Annotated in this window: 11 protein-coding genes; 3 read left to right on the plus strand and 8 right to left on the minus strand. The window is 70.3% G+C overall.

Annotation, left to right across the window (positions count from 1 at the left end):
- Nucleotides 1–71: 71 nt before the first annotated feature.
- The 5 genes from glpK to AB0N81_RS28970 all read right to left on the minus strand — a co-directional run bounded on the left by glpK (nucleotide 72) and on the right by AB0N81_RS28970 (nucleotide 5,268).
- Entirely contained in the window at nucleotides 72–1,592 is a 1,521-nt protein-coding gene (glpK, locus tag AB0N81_RS28950; protein ID WP_365363344.1) for a glycerol kinase GlpK, read from the minus strand.
- 32 nt (nucleotides 1,593–1,624) lie between these two features.
- Nucleotides 1,625–2,380 carry an MIP/aquaporin family protein gene (locus AB0N81_RS28955; RefSeq protein ID WP_365363346.1) on the minus strand — a complete coding sequence of 252 codons (756 nt, stop codon included), beginning with the start codon at nucleotides 2,378–2,380 and terminating at the stop codon, nucleotides 1,625–1,627.
- Nucleotides 2,381–2,764: 384 nt separating this feature from the next.
- Nucleotides 2,765–3,955, minus strand: a complete 1,191-nt coding sequence (locus AB0N81_RS28960; RefSeq protein ID WP_365363348.1) for a lipid-transfer protein — start codon at nucleotides 3,953–3,955, stop codon at nucleotides 2,765–2,767.
- Entirely contained in the window at nucleotides 3,952–4,398 is a 447-nt protein-coding gene (locus AB0N81_RS28965) for a zinc ribbon domain-containing protein (RefSeq protein WP_365363350.1), read from the minus strand. Before AB0N81_RS28965 ends, AB0N81_RS28960 begins: the two co-directional genes overlap by 4 nt.
- Nucleotides 4,399–4,461: 63 nt before the next feature.
- On the minus strand, nucleotides 4,462–5,268 hold the full coding sequence (locus AB0N81_RS28970; RefSeq protein WP_365363352.1) for a M15 family metallopeptidase: 807 nt from the start codon (nucleotides 5,266–5,268) through the stop codon (nucleotides 4,462–4,464).
- Nucleotides 5,269–5,340: 72 nt separating this feature from the next.
- Here AB0N81_RS28970 and AB0N81_RS28975 point away from each other — a divergent pair, with 72 nt between their 5' ends.
- Complete coding sequence (locus AB0N81_RS28975; RefSeq protein WP_365363354.1) at nucleotides 5,341–5,871, plus strand: NUDIX domain-containing protein; 531 nt, start codon at nucleotides 5,341–5,343, stop codon at nucleotides 5,869–5,871.
- Nucleotides 5,872–5,925: 54 nt separating this feature from the next.
- Here the strand turns inward: AB0N81_RS28975 and AB0N81_RS28980 are convergent, their stop codons facing one another.
- Nucleotides 5,926–8,283, minus strand: coding sequence for a glycoside hydrolase family 31 protein (locus tag AB0N81_RS28980; protein ID WP_365363357.1), 2,358 nt, complete (start codon nucleotides 8,281–8,283; stop codon nucleotides 5,926–5,928).
- Nucleotides 8,284–8,498: 215 nt separating this feature from the next.
- On the opposite strand from AB0N81_RS28980, the gene AB0N81_RS28985 reads away from it, so the two are divergent.
- The gene (locus AB0N81_RS28985; protein WP_365363359.1) at nucleotides 8,499–10,484 is read left to right on the plus strand and encodes an acetoacetate--CoA ligase; all 1,986 of its coding nucleotides are present in this window, start codon (nucleotides 8,499–8,501) and stop codon (nucleotides 10,482–10,484) included.
- A gap of 89 nt (nucleotides 10,485–10,573) precedes the next feature.
- A complete protein-coding gene (locus AB0N81_RS28990) occupies nucleotides 10,574–11,467 on the plus strand; it encodes a hypothetical protein (protein WP_365363362.1) in 894 nt (297 codons plus the stop codon).
- Nucleotides 11,468–11,539: 72 nt separating this feature from the next.
- Here AB0N81_RS28990 and ptsP read toward each other — a convergent pair whose 3' ends face one another.
- On the minus strand, nucleotides 11,540–13,210 hold the full coding sequence (ptsP, locus tag AB0N81_RS28995) for a phosphoenolpyruvate--protein phosphotransferase (RefSeq protein ID WP_365363364.1): 1,671 nt from the start codon (nucleotides 13,208–13,210) through the stop codon (nucleotides 11,540–11,542).
- A 77-nt stretch (nucleotides 13,211–13,287) separates the two neighbouring features.
- On the minus strand, nucleotides 13,288–13,737 hold the full coding sequence (locus tag AB0N81_RS29000; RefSeq protein ID WP_365363366.1) for a PTS glucose transporter subunit IIA: 450 nt from the start codon (nucleotides 13,735–13,737) through the stop codon (nucleotides 13,288–13,290).
- Between the last annotated feature and the right edge of the window lie 410 nt (nucleotides 13,738–14,147).

A 14,147-nucleotide genomic window follows, 5' to 3' on the forward strand; every position in this document is an offset into this window, starting at 1 on the left:
GGCGCACATCCACGGCCCGTACCCCCGCCGACCGGGGTACGGGCCGCAGTCCCGCCGGGGCTCAGGTCCTCTCAGCCCTCTCCGTCCTCCAGCCAGCCGAAGCTCCGCTCCACCGCCTTGTGCCAGTTGTGGAACTCACGGTCCCGCGACGCGGCATCCATCCGCGGTGACCACTCCACGTCCTGCTGCCAGTGCGCCTTGAGCTCGTCGAGGTCGTTCCACACGCCGGTCGCGAGCCCGGCCGCGTACGCCGCGCCCAGACACGTGGTCTCCGAGACCTTCGGGCGGATCACCGGCACACCCAGAACGTCCGCCTGGTGCTGCATCAGCAGGTTGTTCTTGGTCATGCCGCCGTCCACCTTGAGGGTGGTGATCCGCACTCCGGAGTCCTGGTACATGGCGTCCACGACTTCGCGGGTCTGCCAGCTGGTCGCCTCCAGGACCGCGCGCGCGAGGTGCGCCTTGGTGACGTACCGGGTGAGGCCGGTGACGACGCCGCGGGCGTCGGAGCGCCAGTAGGGCGCGTACAGACCGGAGAACGCCGGCACGATGTACGCCCCGCCGTTGTCGTCCACGCTCGCCGCGAGCGGCTCGATCTCGTCGGCGTTGCGGATGATGCCGAGCTGGTCACGGAACCACTGCACCAGCGCCCCGGTGATCGCGATGGACCCCTCCAGGCAGTACACCGGCGCTTCGGAGCCGATCTTGTAGCCCATCGTCGTGAGCAGACCGTTCTTGGAGGGGACGGGCCGGTTACCGGTGTTGAGCAGCAGGAAGCTGCCCGTCCCGTACGTGTTCTTGGCCGTCCCCGTGTCGTAGCAGGCCTGCCCGAAGACGGCCGCCTGCTGGTCGCCAAGGGCGGAGGCGACGGGCACTCCGGAGAGCTGGCCCACGGCCGTTCCGTACACCTCGGCCGACGACCTGATCTCCGGCAGCACCGCTTCGGGGACGTTCATGGCCGACAGGATCGACCGGTCCCACTGGAGCGTCTCCAGGTTCATCAGCATGGTGCGGCCCGCGTTGGTGACGTCGGTGACGTGCTTGCCGCCGTCGGTGCCGCCCGTGAGGTTCCAGATCAACCAGGAGTCGATGGTGCCGAAGGCGATCTCGCCCCGCTCGGCGCGCGCCCTGAGCCCCGGCACGTTGTCGAGCAGCCAGGCGGCCTTGGGTCCGGAGAAGTAGCTCGCCAGGGGCAGCCCCGTCTGCTCGCGGAAGCGGTCCTGGCCGTCCGCGCCGCCCAGTTCGTTGCAGAGCGCCGAGGTGCGGGTGTCCTGCCAGACGATCGCGTTGTGCACGGGCTTGCCGGTGGCGCGGTCCCACAGGACCGTGGTCTCGCGCTGGTTGGTGATGCCGAGCGCGCTCAGCTGGTCGGCGCGGAGACCGGCTTTGGCGATCGCCCCCGCGACCACCGCCTGCACCTTGGACCAGATCTCGGTGGCGTCGTGCTCCACCCAGCCGGGCTTGGGAAAGATCTGGCGGTGCTCGCGCTGGTCCACGGCGACGATCGCGCCGTCCTGGTCGAAGATGATGCAACGGCTCGAAGTGGTGCCCTGGTCGATGGCGGCGACGAATTTCTCGGAGCTGTCCGGCATGGCTACCCCTTGATGGCCCTTGGTGGGAAGACTCAGAAGGCTGCGTTGTAGATGAGGCCCGCGAGAGCTCCGCCGATCAGCGGTCCGGCCACCGGAACCCAGGCGTAGCTCCAGTCGGACGTGCCCTTGTTGGGGATCGGCAGGAACGTGTGCACGATGCGCGGACCGAGGTCGCGCGCGGGGTTGATGGCGTACCCCGTGGGGCCGCCGAGGGAGAGGCCGATACCGACGACCAGGAAGGCCACGATCAGCGTCTGCGTGCCGGACTCGCCGAGCCCCTCGGTGAGCCCGAAGGCCAGGATGGGCAGCACCAGGGCGACGGTCGCGATGACCTCGGTGACGATGTTGGCGAGGGGGTTCCGGATCTCCGGGATGGTGGAGAAGATGCCGAGCGTCGGCGTCGGTTCGTGTGCGCTGGTCACCTTGTCCTTGACGCTCCGTGTGACGTTGGCGTTGAACTGCGCGAGGTAGACGAGATAGGCGAGGACGGCGCCGAGCATCGCGCCGACCATCTGCCCGAGGACGTAGATCCAGACCTTGTCCCACTTCTCGGTGTCGATCGCGATGCCGAGCGTGACGGCGGGGTTGAGATGACCGCCGGAGAGCGGGCCCGCGGTGTACGCGCCGGCGAGCACGCCGAAGCCCCATCCGAAGGCGATGACGACCCATCCGGAGGCCTTCGCCTTCGAATGGCTGAGCGTGACGGCGGCGCACACGCCGGCGCCGAGAAGAATCAGGATCGCGGTGCCGATGACCTCACCGACGAAGATGTCCCCGTTCGAGTACATGGCGGCTCCTAGGACCTCGCCCGGGGCGCTGGGCCCCGGTCCTCCGTGCAGGGTGCGTTCCCACGACTGCTGCCTGGATACGCCCGGCTGACGCAGCCGGGGGCTGAGGTCTCCCGAACCCCGCCCGGCGTCCGTGGCGAGCGTGCCGTCGCAGTCGAATCGCCCATGGGGGATGACCTGTTGACCAGGCCCTTCGTGCAGACCCTTCGCGCGCGCAGACGCATCCGAACGCGTGGAGCCGAAGTGCGGCGACGCCGACTGACACCCGGAAGTGTTCACCGATGGTGATGGAGCGTCAAGGTCGCGGACGGCAACGGATTACCGGCGTGTGGGGCTTCCTCCGCGGCGCCCGTGCCGGAGCGGCCCGTGGCCCCGAGGACGGGCTCAGCGCACCGCGACGACCGCAGACCCGTGACCGAACAGGCCCTGGTTCGCGGTGACCCCCACACGCGCACCATCGACCTGCCGGGCCCCGACGGTCCCCCTCAACTGCCAGGTGACTTCGCATACTTGGGCGATGGCCTGGGCGGGCACCGCTTCTCCGAAGGACGCGAGCCCTCCGCTGGTGTTCACGGGCACACGCCCGCCCGGTGCCGTCGCCCCGTCGCGCAGCAGCTTGGCGCCCTCGCCCGCGCCGCACAGCCCCAGGTCCTCGTACCACTGCAGTTCCAGGGCGGTCGACAGGTCGTAGACCTCGGCCAGCGATATGTCCTCGGGGCCTATGCCCGCTTCTTCGTACGCGGCCCGCGCGATGGACGCGCGGAACGTCCCGTCGGCGGGGTCCACGACAGCGGCCGAGTCCGTGGCGATGTCCGGCAGGTCGAGCACCGTCGTCGGATAGGTCGGCGTCACCGTGGACACCGCGCGGATGCGCACCGGGTCCGCCACTCCGTGCCGCCGCGCGAACTCCATGCTGGAGAGCACCAGGGCCGCGGCGCCGTCCGAGGTGGCGCAGATGTCGAGCAGCCGCAGCGGATCGGCCACGACGGCGGACGCGGCGACCTCCTCCGCGGTGACCGCTTTGCGGTAGCGCGCGTTCGCGTTGAGGGCGCCCACCGCCGCGTTCTTCACCTTGACCTGGGCGAAGTCCTCCAGGGTGTCGCCGTGCACCGCCATCCGACGGCGCGCGTACAGGCCGAAGTAGGCGGGGTTGGTCGCCCCGAGGACGCGGAAGCGCAGCCAGTCGGGATCGTCCGGCCGGTCCCCGCCCGCGGGCCGGAAGAACCCCTTGGGGGCCGCGTCGGCGCCCACCACCAGGACCACGTCGGCCATGCCCGCGAGGATCTGCGTACGCGCCGCGTGGATGGCCTGGGCGCCCGAGGCACAGGCCGCGTACACACTCGCCACGCGTGCGCCCTGCCAGCCGAGCGCCTTGGCGAACGTCGCCCCCGCCACGTAACCGGGGTAGCCGCCGCGCACCGTGTCCGCGCCGACGATGGAGCCCACGTCCCGCCAGTCGACCCCGGCGTCCGCGAGCGCGGCACGCGCCGCCGCCACCCCGTACTCGACGAATCCGCGCCCCCACTTGCCCCAGGGGTGCATGCCCGCGCCGAGCACCGCCACCTCTCCGGTCATGCGCCCACCCCCACAGGCCGCCAGTGCCAGGTCGTCCACGTCGTCTCGTCGTCCTCGTGCAGCACCCCGGGGACGATCTCGACCTCCATGCCGACCTCCAGATCGGCCACGGGCACCCCCGGAACCGACTGACCGAGCACCACCATCCGCTCCGCTTCCAGCTCCACAGCGATCAACGTGTAGGGCTCCCATGGAAGTTCCGGGTCGGAGACATACGGCGCGGGCGGCCGGTAGCGGCCGTCGGTGTACGACCAGACGCGCCCGCGCCGCGACAGCGGCACCTCGGCCAGCTCTCCGCCCCCGCAGCCCGGATTACGGCAGAACCCGTCCTCGCGAGGGAAGAAGACGCAGGCGCACGCCGAACAGCGCGTGCCCAGAAGGCGGAAGTCGTCACCTTCCCCGGTGAACCAGTTGGCCACTACGGGTGTGCGCGTACGCGACAAGGCCCCTCCAGCACTGGATCTGACGGAACGTCAGGAAAGTGTGCCATGGGGCATGCTCCGGCGCTACTTCCCCTGCAACGACCGCCGCGAGACGGGGAAGTCGAAGTAGGTGTCGGGGAACAGCTCAGGTTTGTGGGTGAAGTGCCACCACTCCTCCGGAAGGTTGACGAAACCCTCCTTGCCCAGCGCGCTCCGCAGGAGATCGCGGTTGACCCGCTGCTCGCCCTTGATCCGCGGGTCGTCCGTGTGTGACAGCGTGTCGAAGCAGTCGAACCCCGTCCCCATGTCCACCGAGTTGTCGGGGAAGCGCTCGTTCCGCGGACCGAAGCACGGCGTGAGGGGCTCCCCGGGGACGTACGGACGGGTCGGCAGAGCAGGCAGGCGCACCACGGTCAGATCCACGGTCGAGCCCCGGCTGTGCCCGGACTTCTCCGCGATGTAACCGTCCGCGAACAGACGCGACTTGTCGACACGGGGATAGAACTCCGCCTTCATGCGCTCATCGGCGAGATCCTCGGCCCAGCGCACGAAGTGGTCGACGGCTCGCTGCGGGCGGTAGCAGTCGTACACCTTCAGGGAGTAGCCCTTGCGAAGGAGCTTGCGCTGCGCCTTGTGGAGGGCCTTCGCCGCCGGCTCGGTGAGGATGCACATCGGCTTCTTGTAGCCCTTGATGGGCTCCCCGACGAAGTTGTGCGGGGTGAAGTAGCGCATCTCCTGGATGATCGTCGGGTCGACGTCGCGCAGCGCGACGAACTCCTCCGGAGCCTTCGGTGCGGGCTTCGCGTGCACGGGGGAGGGGGTCGCGGCCACGGCCAGCAGAGCGGTGGCACAGACGGCGAGGTTCCGCAGGGTGGGGACAAGTCGTGTCATGCCCCTGCGTCTATCAGGACCGCCGCCACCCGCGAAAGACCGACGCATCGGGGATCCGATACAGTCCGCGGCGTGTCAGCATCCCCACACCCCACCAACTCCGTTCCGGGCTCCCACTGTTCGAGCTGCGGAGCGTCCTACGAAGACCACCCCTCGGGCTGGCCCCGCACCTGCGCCACGTGCCGCACTGTGGCCTACCGCAATCCGCTGCCCGTGGCGGTCGCCCTCCAGCCCGTGTACGACACACAGGGCACCGGCCTGGTCGTCGTGACCCGAACCGTCGCCCCCGCGCTCGGCGGCATCGCGCTGCCCGGCGGGTTCATCGACGACAGGGAGGACTGGCGCGACGCGGTCGTGCGCGAGCTGAAGGAGGAGACCGGCATCGGCGCGGAGAGCCGCGACGTACGCCTGGCCGACGCCATGAGCGCCCCCGACGGATACCTCCTGCTCTTCGGCCTCCTCCCCGCACAGCCCGTCTCCGACCTGCCGGCGACCGCGCCGACCGACGAGACCGAAGGCTGGGACGTGCTGCGCCGCCCCGACGAACTCGCCTTCCCGCTGCACACGCTGGCGGCACACGCGTGGTTCGAGGGACGCTACTGACGCGCGTCACCTGCCGACCCGCAGCGGCCGCTCACTCCCAGCCGTAACCCGCTCTCAGCCGTCGAGCCCGCGCACCCGCACCGGACGCCCCGGTGCGGGCCCGCCCCCGTCCCGCTCGACGACCACTTCCCCCTCGCTCCACCGCGTCGTGAACCGCTCCAACTCCGCCTCCGCCCAGCCGTTACCCACGTCGGCGACCACGACACCGCCACCCGTGCGCCCCTCGGCGGGCGCCCACACCTCCAACTCCAGGCCACCGTCGCACCCCCGCACGGGCAACACCGTGCCCCCGCGCGCGAACACAGGAATGCGCGACAACGGAGCATCCACCAGAACCTTTACGGGCCCTTCGTAGGCCCTGCCGGTCGCCGTGTCGTACCAGCGCCCCGGCGGCAACCGCACCGTCCGCCGCACAGCACCGCTCTCCAGGACCGGCGCCACCAGCAAGGAGTCCCCCAGCAGGAACGCGTCCTCGCAGTCCCGCAGCGCCCTGTCCTCAGGATTGGCCCACCACAAGGGCCGCACATAAGGAGCACCCGTACGCCGCGCGAGATGGGCGAGCGTCACGAAGTACGGCAACAGCCGCCTGCGCTCGACCAGCACCTCGCGCGCGTGCTCCAGCACCTCGGCACCGAACTCCCACGGCTCCCGCCGACCCGCCCCGATCGCCGCGTGCGTACGGAACAACGGGAGATGGGCCCCCAACTGGAACCACCGCAGATACAGCTCCGGTGACGGACTCCCGCCGAACCCGCCCACATCAGGACCCGAGTACGGCACACCACACAGACCCAGCCCCAGCACCAGCGACAACGACGCCCGCAGCCCCGGCCAGTCCGAGGACACGTCGCCGGACCACGTCCCTCCGTAGCGCTGCATCCCCGCCCACCCGGAACGCGAGAACAAGAAGGGCCGCTCTCCGGGGTGCAGTGCGCACAGCGCCTCGTACCCGGCGCGGGCCATCCCCAGGCCGTACACGTTATGGGCCTCCCGATGGTCACCGCCACGCCCCTCCAGAGAGTGCCGCGCCGACCGGGGGAGCGTCGTCTCACCGAACGCGGCGAACGACACCGGCTCGTTCATGTCGTGCCAGAAACCCGCGAACCCCTGATCGAGACGCTCTTCGTAGAGCGTGCCCCACCACTCCCGCGCGCGTGGGTCGGTGAAATCCGGATACACCGCCTCTCCGGGCCACACCACACCGCGCACCGGTCGCCCCACTGCGTCCCGCACAAAGGCGTCGGCCGCCATGCCACTGTCGTACACCTCGACACCCGGCTCGGACTTCACCGCCGGATCGACGATCGAGACAAGCCGGATCCCGTCCCTGCGCAACTCATCGGCGAACTGCGGCAGTTTGGGGAAGCGCTCCTTGTCGACGGTGAAGACCTGATGCGCTTCGTAGTGGTCGATGTCCAGATGGACGGCGTCCAACGGCAGCCCCCGCTCCTGGTAGCCGGCGACGATCCGCCGCACCTCCTGCTCACTGCCGAAGCCCCACCGCGCGTGATGGTGCCCGAGCGCCCACGAGGGCGGCAGCGCAGGCGGACCGGTGAGGGTCGCCCAGGCATGCATCACGCGCGCGGGAGTGCCCACCATCACCCAGCTCCGCAGCGGCCCGCCACTCATCCGCACCTCGCACGAACCCGCCCGGTCGTGGCCGGACCCGTCGCCCTCCACACCCTCGTGCACCGAGACCTCGCCCTCCCACGTGTTGTCGTGGAAGACCAGGTGCGTGGCGGCATCGGCCACCACCATCTGCACCGGCATGGTGATGTACAGCGGATCGTCATCGGGCCCGAAGGAGCCGCCCGGATCGGTGTTCCACAGCCGGTACGTCCCGTTCCGCAGCCGTGCCCCGCAGGACCGGCCGCCCAGCCCGAAGAACCGCGAGTCCGCGGCCACCTCCGACCGCTGCACCCAGCGTGCGACGCCCCCCGCGGCCGGCTCCCACCACCGCGGCGGGAGATCGCGCCGCAGCATCACACCGCCCGGCGTGCGCAGCTCCACCGCCCCATGCCGAGAGACGACGACCGTGGTCCGCTCCGACACGACCCGCCAGCCACCCTCCTTGTCGGGCTCCAGCACGGCCCGCGGATCCGGCTCCGGACTCCCGCACGACAACGCGTACGACGGCTCGGGCGCCGCCCCGTCCCACCCCAGGAAGACAGCTCCACCGACGGTCACCCGCACCCGCAGCTCGGAGCGGGCGAACCGCACCACACCACCACCGGGCTCCGGCTCCATCCCCGTCACGGCCCCCGGCACCCGCGCGCGCTCCGCACCCCGGGGCGCCAGCCCCGTCGCGTCCGCCCGCCACCTGCGCCACGAGGAACGCACCGTGCGCAACCCCCGCGCCGTGCCGATCATGCCGACCGCCTTCACCGAACGCACCAGGTCACGACCGTTCATGCTGCTCACCCTGCCACCGAAGAAGCCGCGTGTGTGCCGCGTTCAACTGCCGTTCACCTGGGGCGACGGCACATGTCCGACGGCCCGACTGTGTGGGGCACACCCTGGTGCGGAAGTCGATCACGTGGCATCGTCCCTTGCAGCCGTGTTCACGCGCACACCCAGCACGTGCGCACCCCACACGCATACGACGCGTACAGTCCGGGAGCCGCCCCATGACGTCCTCAGCGAACCCTGCGCCGCTCTGGCAGCCCAGCCCGGAGAGGATCGCCGAAGCGCAGGTCACCCGATTCCAGGCCTGGGCGGCCGAGCACTACGGAGCCCCGGCCGACGGCGGCTACGAAGCACTGCACCGCTGGTCGGTGACCGAGCTCGAGACGTTCTGGAAAGCCGTCACCGACTGGTTCGACGTCCGCTTCACCACCCCCTACGCGCGCGTGCTGGGCGATCGCGCCATGCCGGGCGCCGAGTGGTTCCCCGGAGCGACCCTCAACTACGCAGAGCACGCACTGCGCGCCGCCGAGGACCCCACGCGCGCGGACACCCCCGCACTCCTCCACGTCGACGAGAGCCACGACCCGCAGCCCGTCACCTGGTCCGAGCTGCGCCGCCAGGTCGGCTCCCTCACGGCGGAACTGCGCAACCTGGGAGTACGCCCCGGAGACCGCGTCAGCGGCTACCTGCCGAACATCCCGCAAGCCGTCGTCGCCCTGCTGGCCACCGCCGCCGTCGGCGCCGTCTGGACCTCCTGCGCCCCCGACTTCGGCGCCCGCAGCGTCCTGGACCGCTTCCAACAGGTCGAACCGGTCGTCCTCTTCACCGTCGACGGCTACCGCTACGGCGGCAAGGAGCACGACCGCCGCGACACCGTCACCGAACTCCGCGCCGAACTCCCCGGCCTGCGCGCCGTCGTCCACATCCCGCTGCTCGGCACCGACGCTCCCGAAGGCGCCCTGGAATGGTCGGCCCTCACTTCAGGGGACACAGCCCCCACCTTCGAGCCGGTGCCCTTCGACCACCCCCTGTGGGTGCTCTACTCCTCCGGCACCACCGGCCTGCCCAAGGCGATCGTCCAGTCCCAGGGCGGCATCCTCGTCGAACACCTCAAGCAGCTCGGTCTGCACTGCGACCTCGGCCCCGACGACCGCTTCTTCTGGTACACGTCGACCGGCTGGATGATGTGGAACTTCCTCGTCTCCGGTCTCCTCACGGGCACCACGATCGTCCTGTACGACGGCAGCCCCGGCCACCCCGACACCGGCGCCCAGTGGCGCATCGCCGAGCGCACCGGAGCCACGCTCTACGGCACCTCGGCCGCGTACGTCATGGCCTGCCGCAAGGCGGACGTCCACCCCGCCCGCGACTTCGACCTCTCCCGCGTCAAGTGCGTCGCGACGACCGGCTCCCCGCTGCCCCCCGACGGATTCCGCTGGCTGCGCGACGAGTTCTCGGACACCCCCGGCGGGCTGTGGACGGCATCGGTCAGCGGCGGCACCGACGTCTGCTCCTGCTTCGCCGGCGCAGTCCCCACCCTCCCCGTCCACATCGGAGAGCTCCAGGCCCCCTGCCTGGGCACGGACCTGCAGTCCTGGGACCCCCAGGGCAAAGCACTGACGGACGAGGTCGGCGAGCTCGTCGTCACCAACCCCATGCCGTCCATGCCCATCCACTTCTGGAACGACCCGGACGGCACCCGGTACCACGACAGCTACTTCGACACCTACCCCGGAGTCTGGCGGCACGGCGACTGGATCACCCTCACCTCCCGCGGCTCGGTGGTCATCCACGGCCGCTCCGACTCCACACTCAACCGCCAGGGCGTCCGCATGGGCTCGGCCGACATCTACGAAGCCGTCGAACGGCTCCCGGAGATCCGCGAATCGCTCGTCATCGGCGTCGAACAGCCCGACGGCGGCTACTGGATGCCGCTCTTCGTCCACCTCGCCGAAGGCGCCACCCTCGACGACGCCCTGCGCGACCGCATCAAGCGGACGATCCGCGAGCAGCTCTCGCCGCGCCACGTACCCGACGAGGTCATCGAAGTCCCCGGCGTCCCGCACACCCTCACCGGCAAGCGCATCGAGGTCCCAGTCAAGCGCCTCCTCCAGGGCACACCTCTGGACAAGGCGGTCAATCCGGGCTCCGTCGACCGCCTCGAACTCCTCGACTTCTACGCGGACCTGGCCCGCAAGCGCACCTGACGAGGACACATTCCCCCAGCTCAGCGGCCATTGTCAGTGCCACTCGTTACTGTGAGTGAGCATTGATCGACCGTATGCAGGGGGAAATCATGGCGCACACACGACACGACACGATGCGACGCGCACTGCGCCGCGAAGTCGCCGGAACCATCGGCCTGCTGGCCGACGAGGAGGACTTCGCGGCCATGCGCCGCTACCGCACCTTCACCTTCGACGACCATGAGACGTACCTCGAGCAGGTCGAGAGCCTCCTCAAAACCCTCGCGTCCCAGGGCAACCACACCACCATCGCCCTCTTCGACCCCGAGGAGTTCGAGGAGTACTGCGCGGAGACCGGCCTCGACCCCGACACCCCGGCCAGCCGCACCCGCTTCACCGCCGAACTGGCATCAGGTGGCCCCACCGTCCCGTACGAGGGCCAGCCCCTCGCCGACCTGGTCCCCGACCTCGTCGACGAGGCGGTGCGCCAGGCCACCTGGGAGTACGCGACCGTCGTGCTCGCCCGCGCCGGCACCTGCGCCACCTGCGGCGAGGACATCGGACGAGCCGCTTTCGCCCGAGCCTCCGAGCTGATCACCCGGGCCCTCGACGCCTCCCGCCCGGGCACCCGCCATCTCGTGTGCAGCGTGCCCTCCCACCCCGAAACCCTCCTCGCCGCACTGCACGTCGACGTCCAAGCCGACGGCCGTGCCCTGCTCGACGACCAGGAGGCCCTGGAGTTCGCCACGGTCCTGGCCGTCGGCATCGCCACCCACCGCGCGGTCGGCATGGTGCTGCGCTCCAGCGCCGAGGGAACCCACGACCGCGTCCAGGGCTGGCGCATGAACGGCGGCCGACTCCACCCCCTCAACGCGGCAGAGGTCTTCGACGCCTACTGCACCGACGCCATCTCGGGGGAACTCGTCGCCCCGGAGTCAGGCGTCGACTACTGCGCCGCACCCGACATCGAAGCCGACGTTCCCGAAGGCGGACACACACACTGAAACGCCTGAGGGGCGCCCCACCGAACCGGTGGAGCGCCCCTCAGGATCGCGATCGGGCCGACCGCGGACAGGCTATTCGCCCGACAGCACAGCCTGCGCGGCCTTGCGCGCCTCTTCGGCACTGTCCGCGGCACGCGCCGCCGACGCGGCACGCTCGCACTGCGCCAGCGTGTACTTGCCGAGCGTCGCACGCACGTAGGGAATGGACGCCGCACCCATCGAGAGAGAGGTGACACCCAGACCGGTCAGCACACAGGCGAGCAGCGGGTCGGAAGCCGCCTCACCGCACACACCGCAGCTCTTGCCCTCGGCGCTCGCCGCCTCGGCGGACATCGCGACCAGGTCGAGCAGCGCAGGCTGCCACGGGTCCTGCAGCCGGGACACAGCGCCCACCTGCCGGTCGGCCGCGAAGGCGTACTGCGCGAGGTCGTTGGTGCCCAGCGACAGGAACTCGACCTCCTGAAGGATCGAGCGCGCCCGCAGCGCGGCGGACGGGATCTCGACCATCGCGCCGAACTTCGCCTGCAGCCCCGCCTCACGGCACGCGTCGGCGAAGGCCTTGGCGTCGGTGCGGTCGGCCACCATCGGTGCCATGACCTCGAGGTAGACGGGCAGCCCCTCGGCGGCCTTGGCGAGCGCGGTCAGCTGCGTCCGCAGCACCTCGGGGTGGTCGAGCAGCGACCGCAGCCCCCGCACACCGAGCGCCGGGTTCGGCTCGTCGGCCGGCGTCAGGAAGTCCAGCGGCTTGTCCGCGCCGGCATCCAGCACCCGCACGACGACGCGACCCTCGGGGAAGGCCTCCAGTACCTTGCGGTACGCCTCGACCTGCTTCTCCTCGGACGGCGCCTTCGTGCTGTCGTCCAGGAAGAGGAACTCGGTACGGAACAGACCGACACCCTCGGCACCCGCCTCCACGGCGGCCGGTACGTCGGCGGGACCGCCGACGTTGGCAAGGAGCGGCACCTTGTGGCCGTCGGACGTGGCACCCGGGCCGGTCGACGCGGCCAGCGCGGCCTTGCGCTCGGCAGCGGCAGCCTCGAGCTGGGCCCGCTTCTCCTCGCTCGGGTCCACGAAGATCTCACCGGTGCTGCCGTCCACGGCGACGACCGTGCCCTCGACAAGCTCACCGGCACCCGGCAGCGCGACGACGGCCGGCACTCCGAGAGCACGCGCGAGGATCGCGCTGTGACTCGTCGGACCGCCCTCCTCAGTGACGAAGCCGAGCACCAGAGCCGGGTCGAGAAGCGCGGTGTCCGCGGGCGCGAGGTCACGCGCGATCAGTACGTACGGCTGGTCACTGTCCGGCACACCCGGCATCGGGACGCCCAGCAGACGCGCGACGATGCGGTTCCGCACGTCGTCGAGGTCCGCCACACGCCCGGCCATGTACTCACCGGCACCGGCGAGCAGTTCGCGGTAGTGGGAGAACGCGTCGTAGACGGCGCGCTCGGCCGTGCTGCCGACGGTGATGCGCCGGTCGACGTCGGACATGAGCTCCGGGTCCTGGGCGATCATGGCCTGCGCCTCGAGCACCGCCTGGGCCTCGCCACCCGCCAGATTGCCGCGCGCATTCAGGTCGGCCGCCACAGCTTCCACGGCCTGGCGAGCGCGCCCCTGTTCGCGCTCAGCCTCCTCCGCGGGAATCTGCTTGGCCGGCGGCTCGAGCACAGCCGTACCCATGTGCCGAACCTCGCCGATCGCCACACCGTGGCTGACACCGACGCCTCGCAGCGTTGTCTCCATTTCACCCGTCTCCGGTAGTGCGGCGGGCCCAGCCGCCGCGGTGGTTGTCGTGCCTGCCGTCAGCGACGGCGTTGACGTCACTGCCAGCTGAAGAGCGCGTCGCCGGCCTTCACTTCGCCGGCCTCGACAAGGCCGGAGAGGGACTCGGCAGTTGCCTCGAGCGCCACGATCGGGCACACGGGGGACTTGCCCGCGGCCTCGACGGCGGCCGGGTCCCAGCGCACCACGGCCTGGCCGCGCTGTACGGTGTCGCCCTTGTCGACAAGAAGCTCGAAGCCCTCACCGTTCAGCTGGACAGTGTCGATGCCCAGGTGCGTCAGCACACCGTGACCCTGGTCGTCGACCACCACAAAAGCGTGCGGGTGGAGAGAGACGACGATGCCGTCCACGGGAGAGACGGCCTCGGACGGCTCACGCGCGGGATCGATAGCCGTGCCAGGCCCGACCATGGCGCCTGAGAACACGGGATCCGGTACAGCAGAGAGCCCAATGGCGCGTCCTGCAAGCGGGGACGAAACGCTGGTCATGGCAAGCCTCCCAGGGGGTGGAGATTCATAGCCGCCGTCGCTACCTGTCCTGGACGACGCACTGTTCAGAAGGGTAAGTCATAAGAAGTCCCGGTTCCGCATGAGTGGTCCCGGTTGGCGGACGTAGAAGCGGTGCACAAACGATTTGCGCCCGCCCGATGACCGATGTACAGTCGTACTCCTGCCTGAGGCCGTGGGACGCAAGCGTCCGGCCGCGGCGGCATCCTTCAGATCAGATCCTATCTCCGGGTCCGGTTCCGCATGTTCGCGGTGACCGTGGTCAGAGAGCCGAATGAGACCTGATAAAGTCGGAACCGCCGGAAAGGGAAACGCGAAAGCCGAAAGGCCGGAGCGGGAACCGGAAAGGCACCGAGGAAGTCGGACACGAAAGAGTCTGATAGAGTCGGAAA

Origin of the sequence: Streptomyces sp. NPDC093510 (assembly GCF_040683555.1) — a bacterium.
GTDB lineage: Bacteria > Actinomycetota > Actinomycetes > Streptomycetales > Streptomycetaceae > Streptomyces.

What these genes read in the sequence shown, in the direction of transcription:
- ptsP (WP_365363364.1), bottom strand. Translation starts at nt 13,210, where the DNA reads ATGGAGACAACGCTGCGAGGCGTCGGTGTCAGCCACGGTGTGGCGATC.
- AB0N81_RS28990 (WP_365363362.1), top strand. Translation starts at nt 10,574, where the DNA reads ATGGCGCACACACGACACGACACGATGCGACGCGCACTGCGCCGCGAA.
- AB0N81_RS28955 (WP_365363346.1), bottom strand. Translation starts at nt 2,380, where the DNA reads ATGTACTCGAACGGGGACATCTTCGTCGGTGAGGTCATCGGCACCGCG.
- AB0N81_RS29000 (WP_365363366.1), bottom strand. Translation starts at nt 13,737, where the DNA reads ATGACCAGCGTTTCGTCCCCGCTTGCAGGACGCGCCATTGGGCTCTCT.
- AB0N81_RS28960 (WP_365363348.1), bottom strand. Translation starts at nt 3,955, where the DNA reads ATGACCGGAGAGGTGGCGGTGCTCGGCGCGGGCATGCACCCCTGGGGC.
- AB0N81_RS28985 (WP_365363359.1), top strand. Translation starts at nt 8,499, where the DNA reads ATGACGTCCTCAGCGAACCCTGCGCCGCTCTGGCAGCCCAGCCCGGAG.
- AB0N81_RS28970 (WP_365363352.1), bottom strand. Translation starts at nt 5,268, where the DNA reads ATGACACGACTTGTCCCCACCCTGCGGAACCTCGCCGTCTGTGCCACC.
- glpK (WP_365363344.1), bottom strand. Translation starts at nt 1,592, where the DNA reads ATGCCGGACAGCTCCGAGAAATTCGTCGCCGCCATCGACCAGGGCACC.
- AB0N81_RS28980 (WP_365363357.1), bottom strand. Translation starts at nt 8,283, where the DNA reads ATGAACGGTCGTGACCTGGTGCGTTCGGTGAAGGCGGTCGGCATGATC.